Annotated in this window: 15 protein-coding genes; 4 read left to right on the top strand and 11 right to left on the bottom strand. The window is 62.1% G+C overall.

The annotated features are described in order from the left end of the window. Window positions 1-39 precede the first annotated feature (39 nt). Window positions 40-846 (bottom strand): prolipoprotein diacylglyceryl transferase, encoded by an 807-nt coding sequence (gene lgt / locus KZO83_RS09290; RefSeq protein WP_075368966.1) that lies wholly within the window; start codon window positions 844-846, stop codon window positions 40-42. Between the two features lie 85 nt (window positions 847-931). Next, on the bottom strand, window positions 932-2,983 hold the full coding sequence (locus KZO83_RS09285) for a response regulator (RefSeq protein ID WP_247620567.1): 2,052 nt from the start codon (window positions 2,981-2,983) through the stop codon (window positions 932-934). Window positions 2,984-3,133: 150 nt separating this feature from the next. Here KZO83_RS09285 and KZO83_RS09280 point away from each other — a divergent pair, with 150 nt between their 5' ends. Beyond that, window positions 3,134-3,916 (top strand): NRDE family protein, encoded by a 783-nt coding sequence (locus KZO83_RS09280; protein ID WP_247620566.1) that lies wholly within the window; start codon window positions 3,134-3,136, stop codon window positions 3,914-3,916. Between the two features lie 45 nt (window positions 3,917-3,961). On the opposite strand, the gene ptsP is transcribed toward KZO83_RS09280, so the two are convergent. Next, the gene (ptsP, locus tag KZO83_RS09275; RefSeq protein ID WP_247620565.1) at window positions 3,962-6,223 is read right to left on the bottom strand and encodes a phosphoenolpyruvate--protein phosphotransferase; all 2,262 of its coding nucleotides are present in this window, start codon (window positions 6,221-6,223) and stop codon (window positions 3,962-3,964) included. Window positions 6,224-6,330: 107 nt separating this feature from the next. Continuing rightward, on the bottom strand, window positions 6,331-6,828 hold the full coding sequence (locus tag KZO83_RS09270) for an RNA pyrophosphohydrolase (protein ID WP_040243185.1): 498 nt from the start codon (window positions 6,826-6,828) through the stop codon (window positions 6,331-6,333). A 187-nt stretch (window positions 6,829-7,015) separates the two neighbouring features. Between KZO83_RS09270 and KZO83_RS09265 the strand changes: the two genes are divergently transcribed. Together KZO83_RS09265 and mqo are read left to right on the top strand one after the other, a co-directional pair. Continuing rightward, on the top strand, window positions 7,016-7,672 hold the full coding sequence (locus tag KZO83_RS09265; RefSeq protein WP_178999827.1) for a histidinol-phosphatase: 657 nt from the start codon (window positions 7,016-7,018) through the stop codon (window positions 7,670-7,672). Window positions 7,673-7,872: 200 nt separating this feature from the next. Further along, window positions 7,873-9,399 (top strand): malate dehydrogenase (quinone), encoded by a 1,527-nt coding sequence (mqo, locus tag KZO83_RS09260; RefSeq protein ID WP_247620564.1) that lies wholly within the window; start codon window positions 7,873-7,875, stop codon window positions 9,397-9,399. A gap of 101 nt (window positions 9,400-9,500) precedes the next feature. On the opposite strand, the gene KZO83_RS09255 is transcribed toward mqo, so the two are convergent. The 7 genes from KZO83_RS09255 to nrdR all read right to left on the bottom strand — a co-directional run bounded on the left by KZO83_RS09255 (window position 9,501) and on the right by nrdR (window position 15,130). Next, window positions 9,501-9,974, bottom strand: coding sequence for a phosphatidylglycerophosphatase A family protein (locus KZO83_RS09255; RefSeq protein WP_178999825.1), 474 nt, complete (start codon window positions 9,972-9,974; stop codon window positions 9,501-9,503). Beyond that, window positions 9,971-10,930 (bottom strand): thiamine-phosphate kinase, encoded by a 960-nt coding sequence (gene thiL, locus KZO83_RS09250; protein WP_247620563.1) that lies wholly within the window; start codon window positions 10,928-10,930, stop codon window positions 9,971-9,973. Before thiL ends, KZO83_RS09255 begins: the two co-directional genes overlap by 4 nt. Before the next feature lies 1 nt (window position 10,931). Beyond that, the gene (gene nusB / locus KZO83_RS09245; RefSeq protein WP_246974819.1) at window positions 10,932-11,432 is read right to left on the bottom strand and encodes a transcription antitermination factor NusB; all 501 of its coding nucleotides are present in this window, start codon (window positions 11,430-11,432) and stop codon (window positions 10,932-10,934) included. Then, window positions 11,429-11,911, bottom strand: coding sequence for a 6,7-dimethyl-8-ribityllumazine synthase (ribH, locus tag KZO83_RS09240; RefSeq protein WP_247620562.1), 483 nt, complete (start codon window positions 11,909-11,911; stop codon window positions 11,429-11,431). Before ribH ends, nusB begins: the two co-directional genes overlap by 4 nt. A 199-nt stretch (window positions 11,912-12,110) precedes the next feature. Then, window positions 12,111-13,259 (bottom strand): bifunctional 3,4-dihydroxy-2-butanone-4-phosphate synthase/GTP cyclohydrolase II, encoded by a 1,149-nt coding sequence (ribBA, locus tag KZO83_RS09235; RefSeq protein ID WP_247620561.1) that lies wholly within the window; start codon window positions 13,257-13,259, stop codon window positions 12,111-12,113. Between the two features lie 175 nt (window positions 13,260-13,434). After that, window positions 13,435-14,604 (bottom strand): bifunctional diaminohydroxyphosphoribosylaminopyrimidine deaminase/5-amino-6-(5-phosphoribosylamino)uracil reductase RibD, encoded by a 1,170-nt coding sequence (gene ribD / locus KZO83_RS09230; protein WP_247620560.1) that lies wholly within the window; start codon window positions 14,602-14,604, stop codon window positions 13,435-13,437. A 40-nt stretch (window positions 14,605-14,644) separates the two neighbouring features. Then, on the bottom strand, window positions 14,645-15,130 hold the full coding sequence (nrdR, locus tag KZO83_RS09225) for a transcriptional regulator NrdR (protein WP_040243189.1): 486 nt from the start codon (window positions 15,128-15,130) through the stop codon (window positions 14,645-14,647). Between the two features lie 188 nt (window positions 15,131-15,318). Here nrdR and KZO83_RS09220 point away from each other — a divergent pair, with 188 nt between their 5' ends. Continuing rightward, window positions 15,319-15,567: a GlsB/YeaQ/YmgE family stress response membrane protein gene (locus tag KZO83_RS09220; protein ID WP_247620559.1), complete on the top strand. Its 249-nt coding sequence runs from the start codon at window positions 15,319-15,321 to the stop codon at window positions 15,565-15,567. Window positions 15,568-15,678: the final 111 nt, after the last annotated feature.

Genomic DNA, 15,678 nt, shown 5'->3' with positions numbered 1-15,678 from the left:
GGCGCGGCATTGCCACGCCGGAATTGGACGCCTGGCCGCTCACGCTGACGGCGACGCTTCACGCGCGTCGTCGACCGACTGCCGGCGCGACCAGACAATCAAGGCGATGCCGGCCAAGGCCATGGGGACGGTCAACAATTGGCCCATCGTCAGCCAGCCGAAGGCGATGAAACCTAGCTGTGGGTCGGGCTGACGCACGAACTCGACCGAGAAGCGAAACACCGCGTAAAGCAACAAAAACAGGCCAGATATCATACCACGCCGACGCGGCCGACTAGAGACCCACCACAGCACGACGAACATCACCACGCCTTCCAGCGCGAACTCATAAAGCGGCGAAGGATGACGCCCCTCGGGCCCCAGGCCGGGGTACACCAGTGCCCAGGGCACGTCGGTCACACGCCCGGGTAATTCATGATTGATGAAGTTGCCGATGCGTCCGGCCCCCAGGCCGATCGGCACCATCGGCGCCACGAAATCGGTCAGTTGGAAAAACGCCAAGCGATGCTTGCGGGCGAACAAGCCAGCGGCAATCAAGACACCGACCAGGCCGCCGTGAAAGCTCATGCCGCCATCCCAAACTTGAAAGATCCATAACGGATCGGCCATCAGGCGCTCGAAACCATAGAAGATCGCATACCCCACGCGGCCACCGAGAACGACCCCAAGCGCCCCATAGAACAGCAAGTCCCCAATATCATCGGGCTTGAGACCGATGCGGGCGGCGCGCTTGCGCCCTAGCCACCAGGCCCCCACGAAACCAATGACATACATCAGCCCGTACCAATGCACCTTGAGAGGACCCAAGGCAATGGCGATGGGATCGATATCGGGGTAACTGAGCATGCGTACTCCTTGCATACGTTCTGGTCGGCGTGGGCCCGACACCTTACGACAGCCGCTGCCGGGCGGCAACGGCGCACAGCATCGGCTACGTCTCGGACGCCTCGTTGCCCACCCAACGGCGCACCATCGCGACTAGATCGCCAGGGCGATAAGGCTTGGCCAAGCAATCATCCATGCCCGCCTGCAAAAAGGCTTCTCGACTGGATTGCGTGACATTGGCAGTCAACGCCACCAGCACGCTGGCATGCCGCCTGGCCAGTCGACGCTCCAACCGACGCCAGCGGCGACTGGTTTCCATACCGTCGAGAGTCGGCATGTAGATGTCCATGAACACCAGATCGAACGACTGACGCTCGGCCAGCGCCAGCGCCTCCTCACCGTTCGTCGCGGTCTCGACATGACAGCCCTGGCGCTCGAGCACACTACAGGCCAGCAACGTATTGACGGGGCCATCATCGACGATCAGCACCCGGGGGCTCGCATCACTTGGATACGTATCGGCCGCCGGCTTTTCCTCCGTCAAGGTGTCGAGCAATAGCATGGCGTCTTCCAATCGTCGCCGCAGCACCTCCCACTGCGGCGAATGATGGGGCGCATCGACCTCGGGGAGCGTGGTCAGTGTTTTTACGGAGGCCTCGAGCTCTTGGCGCAGGTGCGACAGATACCCCGTCTTGAGACGCGCATCCTCGCGCGCCTGATCCCGGGCGAGGCGCAAGCGGTGCAAGGTTTCGCCCGCCTCGGTCTGATCGATCAACGCCCAAACGGAGTGGTCACCATGCACCGCCAAGCATTCGAGGCGATATTCGCGCGCGCCTCCCCCCGCATCGGTGACCCGCACCCGGCGCCGTTGTTCGTCAACGAGCCGCGGTTTTAACCACTCGGCCAACAGGATGTCGCGCAATGCCTCAGGGCGCTCGCCGAGCAACCTTGCCAAGGTGGGATTCAGCGTAACGATGGCGTCGCCGTTGGTCAGTAAGGCCGGTAGTTGCAGTGTATTGAGCCACGCCGGCATGTCCCACGCATCGTTCAATACGCGCGTGCCCAATTGCGGTTCGAGACGCGTCAATAGCGCATTCAAGGTAGCGGGCGAGACGGCGGTGATGTCCGGCGCATCGCCCTGCGGACGGGGGAGCCAGCCTTTGAGCCTATCCAGCGCGGCCTGCCAGGCGTCTTCCTCGCGTTGCAACCGCCAATAGAGCACGGTCACGAAGCCTGCGAAGATCAGCACATTGCCGAGAATCAAGCCGATACTCAGCCATGGCAATGCCTTCTGCCAGGCACTGTTGTCGGGTAGGCTAAGGCGACTCACCAGCCGCCAACCGGTGCTGGGAAGCGTGTCCCAGATCAGCGCCCGACGCCCTTCCTCCAGCCACTGCATCCCATAACGCCCCGCGGCGTCCGGCAACACGCGGGAAACATCATCGCGCATCAAGGCATTCCCGGCGCCGTCGACCAACCAGTGCTTCCCCGTGTTGCCCGTCTCATCACGAATCAAACGCTTCAATCGTGGTAGGGAGATTTCCATACCTACCCGCGCGAGGTAACGTTCGTTCCACACGACATCGAGGGTGGCAACCAAACGTCCGGATGGCGTTTGTGCTCCAGTCCACCAGGTGACGTGTTCCGCATCCTCAGAGACGCGTTCTCGCTGATAGGGAGGGAGATCGTCATCGATGCCATCCAACGGTTCGGGGACGCTGAAATCGCGCATACCCACCGGCAAGACAAAGAGGCGGGTAACCAAGGCATCCATGCCGTCATAGTCATCGAGCAGCCTCGTCAGCCGCCGCTGGGTATCGTCGTGCGACAGCACGGCCGGCAGTCCCGGAGCCATACTCGGGGAGGACGAAGCATGCTCTTCCACCGACTGCAGAATGCGTCGCGAGCCACGCGCAAGCATCACAAGATGCTGCTGTTGAGCAGTCAAGCGGGCGTCCAACTGGCGCGCGTATACACTATGCGAGGCCTGTAGACGCGCCAGCGCGTTTTCCGATTCCCGACGATCACTGGCCTGCCAAATCAACGCACCGGCACCCAGGCATACGAGAGTGAAGCCTATCTCGGCCAGCAACAACGGCCACAGTAACGCTTTCCAGCGCGAACGGTGGGGGCTCGAAGGAGTCGCGGCTTTGTGCATTCCCTACCCTGCTCGTGACGATCCAGCGAGTGTACGCGCTCGCTTACCGGCTGTCATGGCACGTGCAGGCCTTGGCATGGCGCGCTACGCTCGCGCCATCGCCTTCACGATAACACCGTCTACGAAAGCCATTTGTGGGAGCAATATGACATGTGCTTGATCGTCTTCGACTGGCGCCCAGGCAGTGACACACCACTGCGTTTGGCCGCCAACCGCGATGAAACTCACGCCCGCCCGACACAAGCGCTGACCGCATGGCCGGACGCCCCCACCCTCGTCGGCGGCCGTGATCTACGTGCCGGCGGCACGTGGTTAGCGGCATCGCAAACGGGACGCCTCGCGGCAGTGACCAATGTCCGCGACGCCTACGCTACAGCACCGCCTTCACCTCCCAGCCGTGGCGCTCTGCCTTACCAGGCACTGACGCACGAAGCACCGCTCGCCTGGCTCGAGACCCTCGCAGCGGGCGAGGCGCAGGCCTATGCCTGGTTCAATCTGCTCTATTGTGACGGCGTCACGCTCGTGCATGTTCACCATGGCCCGGCAGGCACGACGCTCGCCCGGGTTTCGTCCGGTGTGCATGGCCTTTCCAATGCCACCCTGGATACCCCCTGGCCGAAAGTCATCCGCGCACGGGACGGCTTCGGGCATGCACTGACGCAGCCCGCGTGGCAGGCGCCCGCGCTGGAGACGATGCACGATACCCGGTCGGCGCCGACATCGGAGCTACCGGATACCGGCGTGGGCATGGAAATGGAAAGCTTCCTATCACCGATCTTCATTCGCGGGGAGCGCTACGGCACTCGCGCCACGACACTCGTGGAATGGCGCCCCACCGGCATCGAGCTACAGGAATCACGCTTCGGCCCGAACGGCATCGAGTACGACAGTCACCGATATTCACTCGCCCTGACGGACGCCACTCAATCCTGACGACTCATTATCAAACGGCCCCGCGGCAGCGCACGCCACCAGGACTCAGTCATCGGGGGGCAGTAAATGTGCCAGCTTCCATTCGCCCATACGCTGGCGAAGGTGCGCCCGCACCGCCGCGGTGGTGGGCAACGCCAGCGTTTCGTCGAGCAGCGTCCGCGTGTCTGCAAGGGAAACACGCCGGATCGCCGCGCGCACGCGAGACAAGCTAGGGGCATTCATGGATAGCGCCTCGAAGCCCATCCCCATCAGCAGCAAGGCACCCGCGGGATCGCCTGCCAGCTCGCCGCATACCGAGGCTGGCACCTGCAAGCGTCGCGACTCGCTGGCGAGATGCGATAAGGCGCCCAGCACGGCTGGATGGCAGGCATCGTAGAGGCTCGCCACACGAGGATTGTTGCGATCTACCGCCAGCAGGTATTGGGTGAGATCGTTACTGCCCACCGAGAAGAAATCGACACGGGCGGCCAACGCATCGAGCTGATAAAGCGTTCCCGGCACCTCGATCATTACTCCCACCTGAGGGCGCGCCAGCTTGACGCCCTCCTCGATCAGTTCCCGCTGGGCCCGGTCGATGAGCTTGAGCGCGGTATCGACTTCTTCGATGCTCGAGATCATCGGCAACAGGATGCAAAGATTGTCGAGCCCCACCGAGGCACGCAGCATGGCGCGCAACTGCACCATCAACACTTCCGGATGATCGAGTGTCACGCGGATTCCACGCCACCCCAAAAAGGGGTTGGCCTCGTCGATGGGAAAGTACGGCAGATCCTTGTCGCCACCGATATCCAGCGTGCGCATCACCACCGGCAACGGCGCGAAACTCTCGAGCTGATCGTGGTAAAGCCGCGTCTGCTCCTGCTCGCTGGGGAAGCGCTCGTTCATCATGAAGGGCACTTCGGTGCGATAAAGGCCCACGCCACTGACCCGTGACTTGAGCGACGCCACGGCCTCCACGGCGAGCCCGGTGTTGACCATCAAGGGCATGTGATACCCGTCGGAGGTTTCGCTGGGGCGATCCTGCTCGTGCTCGAGGACCTCACTAAGGGCCGTCTCCTCGGCGATCAAGGTCTCGTAATGATGCTCACGCTCGGCATCGGGACGCACGAACAGCCGACCGCGATGGCCGTCGAGAATCGCTCGAGCGCCGTTGAGCCTCGGCAGGGGTAGATCGACCATCCCCAACACGGTGGGAATGCCCATCGCACGCGCCAGAATGGCGACATGCGAGGTACTCGAACCACGAATCGACACCAACCCCACCAATTTGTCGCGTGGCACCTCGCCCAGCGATGCCGCACTCAATTCATCGCCGATCAGGATGGTCTGCTCGGGGAACGTATCCGGCGTGCGCGGGCTGTCCTCCTGCAGATGGGCGAGCACGCGGCGACCTAGATCGCGAATGTCGGCGGCTCGCTCGCGCAAGTAATTGTCGTCGACACGCTCCAGGTACTGCACATGACGCTTGACCACATCGGCTAGAGCACCGGGCGCCCACTGACCTTCGCGAATGCGCTTCTCGACCTCTTGCCCCAGCGCCGCGTCGCCCAGCATTTGCTGGTAGGCATCGAACAGGGCCACTTCCTGCGCCGAGATACGCTTGACCAAGCGTGCCGCCGCGACGCCAATTTCCTGGCGAACATTAGCGATCGCTTCGTGCAGGCGGGTGATTTCGGCCTCGATATCGGTGGGAATCAGATCCGGCACGCTGTTGAGGTCAGCCGGTGGCATCAGTACCACTAATTCCCCCACCGCCATGCCGGGCGACGCCGCGACGCCGGAAAACATCGCCTGGCCATCGGCTTGGGTCGGGCGGGTCAGCGTACCAGTGGCCATGGCGTGCGCCAGCACACCGGCCAACTGCGCCGCCATGGTAATCAGGAACGCTTCCTCGCCTTCGTCGAAACGACGCATGGCCTGTTGCTGCACGACCAACACCCCGAGCATGCGCCGCTGATGAATGATCGGCACACCGAGAAAGCTCGAAAAGCGCTCCTCGCCAGTTTCGGCAAAGTAGCGAAAATACGGATGCGACGGTGCGTCCTCAAGGTTGAGAGGCTCCTCGCGCTGACCGACCAGCCCGACCAGGCCCTCGCCCAGCGGCATGCTGACCTGCCCCACCGCCTGAGTACGCAAGCCCAGGGTATCCATGAGCACCAGGCAATCGCGCTCAGCATCGAACAGATAAACAGAGCACACATCGGTGCGCATCGCCTTGCGGATTCGGCGCACCATGGTCGCCAGCGCGGCCTCAAGACTACGCGCGCCGTTGACTTCCTGGATGATGCGTCGGAGAACGTCTAGCATGGGCGTTTCTTCTTGTTGTCGTCACGACGTGCGTGCGACGGTTGATCTGAGGCGAACGTGGCGCGTAGCGCCAAGCCGGGACGCATAGGCAGGAGACACGCCTGCGGTTAGCATGGCCCCTCTTCGTTCGCCAAGCGATGAACGCGCGGCGCCAGTTCCCGCAAGGCGCGACGATAGACTTCACGCTTGAAAGGCACGACTTGCCCCAGCGGATACCAGTAACTCACCCACCGCCAGCCATCGAACTCCGGCTTAGGGGTGGAATCCACGCAAACCCGGCTATCTCGGCACCGAATCTTGAGCAGGAACCACTTCTGTTTCTGACCGATACATATCGGCCTCGAATGCGTTCTCACCATGCGTCGTGGGAGACGGTAGCGCAGCCATCCGCGCGTACAGGCAAGGATCTCGACATCCTCCGGCGTCAAGCCGATCTCTTCCTCGAGCTCCCGATACAATGCCTGTTCCGGTGTCTCATGCGCCTTGATTCCTCCTTGCGGAAATTGCCACGCATTTTGTCCCACACGACGCGCCCAGAGCAGCTGTCCACTGCGGTTGGCAATGATGATGCCAACGTTGGGCCTGAAGCCGTCAGCGTCGATCACGGACATCACCTTAATGAATATTCGTTGAGGCCATTCTTCCACAAAGCCAGAAAGCGCATCAATACGCCTTGTGGTGGGCAACATTCAGTAACTCTGCGATAATCCACCTTCTTTTACGCCGCACGCAATCTCCTGTTCACCCAGCACGCAATCTCCTGTTCACCCAGCACGATGCAAGGAGTCCTCCTTGAGCCTGGCGATCTTCGATCTCGACAATACCCTACTGGACCTCGACAGCGACCATGCCTGGGGCGAATTCCTCATCGAGCAAGGCGCCGTCGACGCGACGACCTATCGCGACGCCAACGAGCGCTTCTACCAAGATTACCAGAGCGGCGATCTCGATATCATGGCGTACCTGGCCCTGGCACTACAGCCATTAGCCGAGAACACACCGGAACAACTAGCCGCCTGGCATCAACAGTTCATGGCCAGCAAGATCGAGCCGCACATTCTGACGCGCGGAGAAGAACTGCTGGCACGCCATCGCGCCAAAGGCAATCGGCTATTGATCATCACCGCTACCAACCGCTTCATCACCGGCCCCATCGCCGAACGCCTGGGCGTGGATGACCTGATCGCCGTCGAGCCCGAGATCGATGCCGGCCGCTACACAGGTCGCGTGGTGGGCACCCCGAGTTTCCGCGAAGGCAAGGTGACGCGCTTGGACACCTGGCTCGCCGAGGAAGACGTCACCCTCGACGGCGCCTGGTTCTACAGCGACTCGCACAACGACCTGCCTCTCCTAGAACGCGTCGACCATCCCGTCGCCGTCGATCCCGACGATGCCCTTCGTGAGACAGCCGAGCAACGTGGCTGGCGCATCATCAGCCTGCGTGATTGAGGGTACCTCGATCCTGCAGCCTATATAGAAGACGCCAAAGGGATCCCTTATGGCTTTGTCATTAGTCATAATGTCGAGCTTGGGAAGGCAGTATTTCCGCGTCAAAAGCGTTATAATGCAACGCAGAATTCCATCGCGCCGGTCGCAGTTCGAGATGCCGTTCGCCGGCTGACCGACGCACCTTCTCAAGGGCTATGTGAATGGTTGGCACGCATATGGATGAGTCAGTAGACATCGTACTCGTGGGTGCAGGCGTTATGAGCGCCACGCTCGCGACACTGCTTCACGAGCTGGAGCCGGAAGCACGCATCGAGATCATCGAGCGTCTCGACACCACTGCCAGCGAAAGCTCGTTTGCCTGGAACAACGCCGGCACTGGCCATGCCGGCTTGTGCGAACTCAACTATACGCCCCGCGCCGAGGACGGCTCGATCGTGCTCGACAAGGCCATCCATACCAATACCCTGTTCGAGGAGTCCAAGCAGCTATGGAGCTACTTGGTCGAAAAGGGCAACCTCGGCGATCCGGCACGTTTCGTGCACCCGGTACCGCACATGAGCTTCGTGCGCGGCGAAGACGACGTCCGCTTCCTACGCGACCGCTACCATGCCATGCGCGAGCATCCGTGTTTCGAGGGGATGGAATACACCGAGGAGCGCAGCGTCATCAGCCAATGGGCGCCGCTGTTGCTGGATGGACGCGAGGGCGACGAACCGTTGGCCGCGACACGCGTCGCTGGCGGTACCGATGTCGACTTCGGCGCGTTGACGCGCCAGCTCCTCGACCGCCTCGAAGAAAAGCCCGACGAGCAGGTACGCATCACCACGGGCCAAACGGTCGAGGATCTAGACCGCAACGACGATGGCAGTTGGACTCTCAAGGTCACAGGCAACGACAACACCAAGCGCACCCTGCGTGCACGCTTCGTGTTCCTGGGCGCCGGCGGTGCCTCATTGCATCTACTGCAGAAAAGCGGCATTCCCGAAGGCAAGGGCTACGCAGGCTTCCCGGTCAGCGGTCAGTGGCTGCGTTGCGACAAGCCTGAAATCGTCTCCCGGCATCACGCCAAGGTCTACAGCAAAGCCCCCATCGGCGCACCGCCGATGTCGGTGCCGCACCTGGACACGCGCAATGTGGACGGCACGCCCTCGCTCTTGTTCGGCCCCTTTGCCGGCTTCACTACCAAGTTCCTGAAGACCGGCTCAGTGTTGGATCTGGTCAAGTCCGTGCGCTCGTCCAACTTGACCTCGATGCTCTCGGTCGCGCGCGATAACTTCAGCCTGGTCAAATACCTTCTCGACCAGGTACGGCTCTCCCATGAGCAGCGCGTCGACGAGCTGCGCACCTTCTACCCCACGGCGCAGAGCGAAGATTGGCGCCTCGAGGTTGCCGGTCAACGCGTCCAGGTCATCAAGAAAGATCCGGAAAAAGGCGGTGTGCTGCAATTCGGCACCGAGGTCGTGGCCGCCAGCGACGGTTCGCTCGCGGCGCTGCTCGGTGCCTCACCGGGTGCCTCCACGGCCACCTCGATCATGATCAATCTCGTCGAACAGTGCTTCCCCGAGAAATTTGCCAGCGATGCCTGGCAGCAGCGCTTGCATGAACTCGTCCCCGCGCGCGCCGACACATTGGCCGATCACGGCGAGCTGTTACGCAAAGTACGCCACCGCACGCACACCACGCTCAAACTCGCCGATGCGCAGCCCGCACCAGAGCCGGTCACATAAAAGCGTCGGTCACTTAAAAATATGTACCACCCGCATGAAAAGCGCCTTGATCGGTAGATCGAGGCGCTTTTCATGACACGGCTAGAGCGCGCATAGAAGCGCTAGTGCAACCAGAACCACAAGTGCATGGTACTCCAGGCATATACGCCGGCGAGCACATCATCGAACATGATCCCGAAGCCCCCGGCCACGTGGCGGTCCACCCAACGGATCGGCCAAGGCTTGATGATGTCGAACATGCGAAACACCACGAAACCCCACAGCGCTGCTTCCCACGAAAAGGGAACCGCCGCCATGGTCAGCCAATAGCCCACGAACTCGTCCCAGACGATGCCAGAATGATCATGAACGCCCAGATCGCGCGAGGTTTTTTCGCAAAGCCAGATGCCCAGGATCGAAGCCACGCCTACCAACCCCAGATACCAATCCAGAGGTAGCCCCGACAATAACCAATAGAACGGGATGGCGGCCAATGTACCGAAAGTGCCGGGCGCGAAAGGGATCGCCCCGCTTCCCAGACCAAACGCCAGAAAATGAGTCGGACGGCGCCAGACGCTGCGCGGTGAGCGATTCATGGCCCGCCTCCCGTGAAATGCTGCCATCCTGCGCCCTTCAATGTCTCGGGAACCCCTCGGATACCGGGCTCGGTGACGACATGACCAATCTCGGTCAGCGTGACATCACACTCGGCACAGCGCCGCTGGGCCTCTTCCCAAGCCGAGTCAGGCACGCTGAGCAGAAGCTGGTAGTCGTCGCCCCCGTTCAGCGCGGCATGCAAGGCGCCCTCGCTTCCCAACGTCATTTCCAGCGTCGGCGCTAGAGGAATGCACGCCGGGTCAAGGCTAGCACCCACGCCCGAGGCGTGGCATAAGTGCCCGAGGTCGGCCAGCAGGCCATCGGAGATATCCAGCACTGCGGAGGCCAGCCCCCGCAGTGCACGACCCGCCTCGAGCTGAGGCGTTGGCGTCAAGTAGGCAGCCAACAACGGATCCTCGAGGTCATGACCTCCGGCCTGCCACATGCGCAAGCCGCCGTGACCGCCCCCCAGCGCACCGGTCACCGCCAGACGCTCTCCTGGCATCGCACCACTCCGCCGCAGCGCCTGGCCAGCAGGCACATCGCCGATCACTGTGACTGAGATGGATAGCGTACCACGCGTGACATCGCCGCCGATCAAGGGCGTCGACATACGTCGGCCCAAACCGAGAAACCCTTGAGCGAACCGCTCCAGCCACGCGGGTTCGGCATGCGTCAACGTCAGGGCCATCAGACAGCCCCGCGGCCGCGCCCCCATCGCCGCCAGATCGGAAAGCGCCACTGCCAGCGCGCGATGCCCTATGGCCTCAGGCGGCGCATCACTGGGGAAATGCACGTCCGCCACCGAGGTGTCCACGCTCATGGCAAGCTCGGTTCCCTCTGCGGGGCTCAACAGCGCGCAGTCGTCGCCCGGCCCCAGCGTAATACCAGCGACGGGCGGGGACTGATCGGGCGTCGCGAAATAACGCGCGATGATGTCGAATTCTCCCAGCATGTCAACGACGACGCGCAGCGACCTCAGTACTCCGCAAGCGGCTCGCCAGCTTGTCGAGAATACCGTTGACGTACTTGTGGCCATCGGTCGCACCGAAGCCCTTCGCCAATTCGATGCCTTCGTTGATCACCACACGATATGGCACCTCGAGACGATACTTGAGCTCATAGGCACCCAGCCTAAGAATCGCCAGCTCGATGCGATCAAGGTCCTCTAGGCGACGGTCGAGCAGCGGCGCGATGGTTTTGTCGATGGCTTCGCGGTCGCCGGCCACGTTGTGCAGCAGCTCATGAAACAGCGCCAGATCAGCGATGCCCATGACCTTATGCCAGTTTTCGTGATCTTCGAGGTCTTCATCGGCGATTTGCGCACGAAACTCCGACTCCACTGCCGTGATCGACTTGCCGGTCATCTGCCATTGGTAGAGACCCTGCACCGCCAACTCACGCGCCGCACGGCGCGCTTGCTGGGCCGGGGTCGCATCACGGGGTGATTGGCTCATGCTTGCCCTCCCATTCGCTTGAACAGAGAGACCATTTCCATCGCTGCCATCGCCGCCTCGGCACCTTTGTTGCCAGCCTTGGTGCCGGCACGTTCGATGGCTTGGTCAATAGAATCGACGGTCAATACTCCGTTAGCGATGGGAGTATTCAGCTCCAACTGCAGGCTGCTCATGGCACTGTTGCAATTGCCCGCAACGTAGTCGAAATGTGGCGTCCCGCCGCGGATCACTGCCCCCAGGGCAATGACGGCATGGGGCTTGAGCACCTCCACGGCGCGCTTGACGGCCAACGGCAGCTCCCAGGCGCCTGGCACATGGATGATATCGACGTTTTCTTCGTCCACGCCATGGCGCACGAGACTGTCCACCGCCCCTTCCACCAGGCTATCGACCACGTGATGATTGAAGCGGCCCACGACGATGACATAACGGCCATCGACATCGGTGTAGCCACCCTCGACTTGAGAGATCGGTTGCATTGTCAAATCCCGGGTCTGAATGCGCGACACTTCGCGCACGATATATCAGCTGTGTCAGTGCATGCCAGTGAAGCGATTACTTACTTCCAGATGACGCATGGTATCACCATCGCCGAGAAGCGCTTTTCTTCACCGGCACGCGCGGCCACCGGCGCCCTACGGCCCGGCGGTCGGATGAATGAAAGACTTATTCTACCGGCTAGTCGCTCTCAGGGGTATCGCCACCCACACGTTCAACGACCTCTAGGTCGAAGCCGGACAAAGCGGAAAACTTCCACGGCGAACTCAAAAGGCGCATTTGCCCGACGCCCAATTGGCGCAGAATCTGCGATCCAGTACCAATGGTCAGATAGTTACCGGCACCGTCGGAGGCACTCGAGCGTGGCGCTGGCTTGCGCGACAGCAGCACGTCGAGCTGGTCCTTGAGGTCGAGACGCGGTCGACCATCATCAAGCAGCACGAAGACCCCAGCCTCGGCTTCGGCAATCTGCGCCAAGGCGCTGGACGCCGTCCAACTATGGCTCTCCGGCTTACTCAGCATCAGCAGATCCCGCAGCGTATCGGCGATATGCACGCGCACGGTGGTCGGCGTCTCGCTGTGTGGCACGCCCTTCACCAGTGCCAGATGATGAGCGTTCTGAATACGGTCGTGGAAGACATGTAGCGTCAACTCACCGAATGCCGTGTCGACGACCGTACGCTCAACTTCCTCGACGGTGCGCTCGTGATGGATGCGGTAGTGGATCAGATCGGCGATCGTGCCGACCTTGATGCCGTGCTCGACGGCGAAACGCTCCAATTCGTCGCGGCGCGCCATGCTGCCATCGTCGTTCATTACCTCGCAGATCACACCGCTGGCCTCGAACCCGGCCATGGCCGACAGATCGCAAGCGGCTTCGGTATGTCCCGCACGACGCAGTACGCCGCCCGGCTCGGCCATCAGCGGAAAGATATGCCCAGGCTGGACGATATCCGCCGCGACGGCGTCGCGCGCCGCTGCGGCACGCACGGTGCGCGCGCGATCGGAGGCGGAAATACCCGTGGAGACACCGCGTGCGGCCTCGATGGAGACGGTGAACTTGGTACCGAAGCCGGAACCATTGTCGCGCACCATCAGCGGCAACTCGAGACGCTCGCAGCGCTCACGGGTCATCGGCAGGCAAATCAAGCCCCGTGCGTGGCGGGCCATGAAGTTGATATGCTCAGCCTCGACGCACTCGGCGGCCATGATGATATCGCCTTCGTTCTCGCGATCCTCATCGTCCATGAGTATGACCATCTTGCCCTGACGAATGTCTTCGACAATGGCTTCGATGGAGGCCAAGCCCTGTTTGGATGAAAGCGCCATGGTGTCTCCGCTGCTCGTCTCGTACGCCGATACGGTCTTGTCGCCGGCGCCGTCAAAGGTGTGTCGTGGTGTCACGACGCGGGCGTCGTTACTCTTCGACACCCAGTCAGGTCGGCGCCCAGAGTACCTGCAAGCGCGCTTGTGCGCCAGTGGCAGCATACATGCGATTGCCGCTTCAGGCGCTGTCGGAGGCTGCGGATTTTGACGCCAAAGGGCGCGCGACGATGCGCCAATCGCGCCCCACAGCGCGGATATCGTCGATGTGCAATGGACGCTGCTGTGCCATGCGTTCGAGCCCCGGTAACGCGAACAGTGGGCGTGCCTCACCCCCCAAGAGCGTGGGTGCCACGAATAGGTGCATCTCATCGATGGCGCCGATATCGAGCATGGCACCGGCCAGTGTCGCACCGGTTTCGAGCAGCACCTCGTTGCATTGCTCTCGCTCCGCCAGATACGCCAGCAGTGCACGTAGATCGACGCGTCCTTCGGCCGCCTCGGGCAGGACGAGCACCTCGGCCCCGGCCTCTTCCAACGTCGCGCGGCGCGCCTCGTCCGACGAGACGGTCGCTACTAAAGTACGCCCCGATTCACGCAAGCACGCCGCCGCCACCGGCAATCGCAGCCGCGAGTCGACCACAACACGCAAGGGCTGGCGCTCGGCGATCGCATCCCCCTCGTCCAGCTCGAGCTGCGCGGAACGCACCGTGAGGCGCGAGTTGTCGAAAATGACCGAATCGACCCCGGTCATCACTGCACTCGAGCGCGCCCGTAGGCGTTGCACCTCGGTACGCGCGCTCCCTCCAGTGATCCATTGCGACTCCCCGCTGGCCATGGCGGTGCGACCGTCCAGGCTCATCGCCATCTTAAGGCGTACGAACGGAATCCCCTCGCGCATGCGCTTCACGAAACCGATATTGAGCGCCTCGGCATCGGCCTCCAGGCAACCCACCTCAACCTCGATGCCTGCCTCACGCAGCATTGCTACACCACGCCCAGCCACCTGCGGATTGGGATCGACCATGGCGATGACGACACGGTGAACGCCGGCGTCGATCAACGCCCGGGCACAAGGCGGTGTGCGACCATGATGCGAGCAAGGTTCCAACGTGACATAGGCCGTGGCGCCTCGCGCCGCCTCGTCAGCGGCTCGCAAGGCGTGAACCTCGGCATGCGGGCCACCGGCGTAGGCGTGATACCCCTCACCGACGATTCGCCCCCCATTGACCACGACGCAGCCGACGCGCGGATTGGGATGGGTGGTATAGCAGCCTCGTCGGGCGAGTTGCAGCGCGCGCGCCATGCACACTTCGTGAGATAGCGCCGGCACGGCGGCGTCCTGTGTCATGCGTCACTCCGTGAGCGATTCGGGTCGGTACGTATCGAGGTCAGCGCTGATCGTTATCATCGGGCACAAAGCTGGGCTCTTGCGCCAAGCGGTCGATTTCGGCGCGAAATTCGTCGAGGTCCTGGAAGCGTCGATAGACGGAGGCGAAGCGGATGTAGGCGACTTGATCGAGCCGTTTCAGCGAACGCATGACCTCCTCGCCGATCTCGCGCGCCTCCAATTCACGCTCACCACGAGCACGCAGACGCTGACGGATACGCTCGACCGCCGCCTCGATGGATTCGGCACTGACCGGGCGTTTTTCCAATGCGCGTAACATGCCGGCGCGCAACTTGCGCTCATCGAAGGTTTCCCGCGAGCCGTCGCCCTTGATCACGCGAGGCATGACCAGCTCCGCCGTCTCGTAGGTGGTGAAGCGTTCGCCGCAGTCATTGCACTGGCGGCGCCGACGCACCTGATCCCCTTCGGCCACGAGGCGCGAATCGGTCACCTTGGTGTCATACTTTCCACAAAAGGGGCAGTGCATCGTGGCGCGTCCGCGGTTGAGTATCGAGAATGAGTCGTTGTCATTGAGATTGCTCGACATTGTAGCCTGTCCCCGCGCCACGCGGAAACTCGCTTGCGCACTGCCGCTAGGCCGACCAAGCTCATGAGGCTGCTTGCGTTTCCGCATTGGCCAAGCATGCTTTCAAGGCATCCCTAGGAGATAAGCCAATGGGCATCATTGCATGGATCGTCTTCGGTCTGCTGGCCGGCCTTGTCGCCAAACTGATCATGCCGGGGCGCGATCCCGGTGGCATGATCATCACCATGATCATCGGAATCCTCGGGGCCATCGTTGGAGGATGGGTCGGCACCGCGCTGGGGTTCGGCTCGGTGGAAGGCTTCAATCTCGGCAGTTTCGTCATCGCCGTACTCGGCGCCATCATCCTGCTGGGGCTTTACCGCATCGTGAAGAAATGACCTTTGTCGCGGCCATACACGCCGGCCATCCGCTGGCGTGTGTCGCGCATGGCACGACTCCTGCAACAACAGCAATAACAATGTCGACGTGCGAGCCACCGATTCTCGCGA

Origin of the sequence: Chromohalobacter moromii (genome assembly GCF_023091865.1) — a bacterium.
GTDB lineage: Bacteria > Pseudomonadota > Gammaproteobacteria > Pseudomonadales > Halomonadaceae > Chromohalobacter > Chromohalobacter moromii.
This window is presented reverse-complemented; position numbering and strand designations above follow the sequence as displayed.

Coding starts and splice junctions, on each gene's coding strand:
- lgt (WP_075368966.1), bottom strand. CDS start 846: ATGCTCAGTTACCCCGATATCGATCCCATCGCCATTGCCTTGGGTCCT.
- KZO83_RS09285 (WP_247620567.1), bottom strand. CDS start 2,983: ATGCACAAAGCCGCGACTCCTTCGAGCCCCCACCGTTCGCGCTGGAAA.
- KZO83_RS09280 (WP_247620566.1), top strand. CDS start 3,134: ATGTGCTTGATCGTCTTCGACTGGCGCCCAGGCAGTGACACACCACTG.
- ptsP (WP_247620565.1), bottom strand. CDS start 6,223: ATGCTAGACGTTCTCCGACGCATCATCCAGGAAGTCAACGGCGCGCGT.
- mqo (WP_247620564.1), top strand. CDS start 7,873: ATGGTTGGCACGCATATGGATGAGTCAGTAGACATCGTACTCGTGGGT.
- KZO83_RS09255 (WP_178999825.1), bottom strand. CDS start 9,974: ATGAATCGCTCACCGCGCAGCGTCTGGCGCCGTCCGACTCATTTTCTG.
- thiL (WP_247620563.1), bottom strand. CDS start 10,930: ATGCTGGGAGAATTCGACATCATCGCGCGTTATTTCGCGACGCCCGAT.
- nusB (WP_246974819.1), bottom strand. CDS start 11,432: ATGAGCCAATCACCCCGTGATGCGACCCCGGCCCAGCAAGCGCGCCGT.
- ribH (WP_247620562.1), bottom strand. CDS start 11,911: ATGCAACCGATCTCTCAAGTCGAGGGTGGCTACACCGATGTCGATGGC.
- ribBA (WP_247620561.1), bottom strand. CDS start 13,259: ATGGCGCTTTCATCCAAACAGGGCTTGGCCTCCATCGAAGCCATTGTC.
- ribD (WP_247620560.1), bottom strand. CDS start 14,604: ATGACACAGGACGCCGCCGTGCCGGCGCTATCTCACGAAGTGTGCATG.
- nrdR (WP_040243189.1), bottom strand. CDS start 15,130: ATGCACTGCCCCTTTTGTGGAAAGTATGACACCAAGGTGACCGATTCG.
- KZO83_RS09220 (WP_247620559.1), top strand. CDS start 15,319: ATGGGCATCATTGCATGGATCGTCTTCGGTCTGCTGGCCGGCCTTGTC.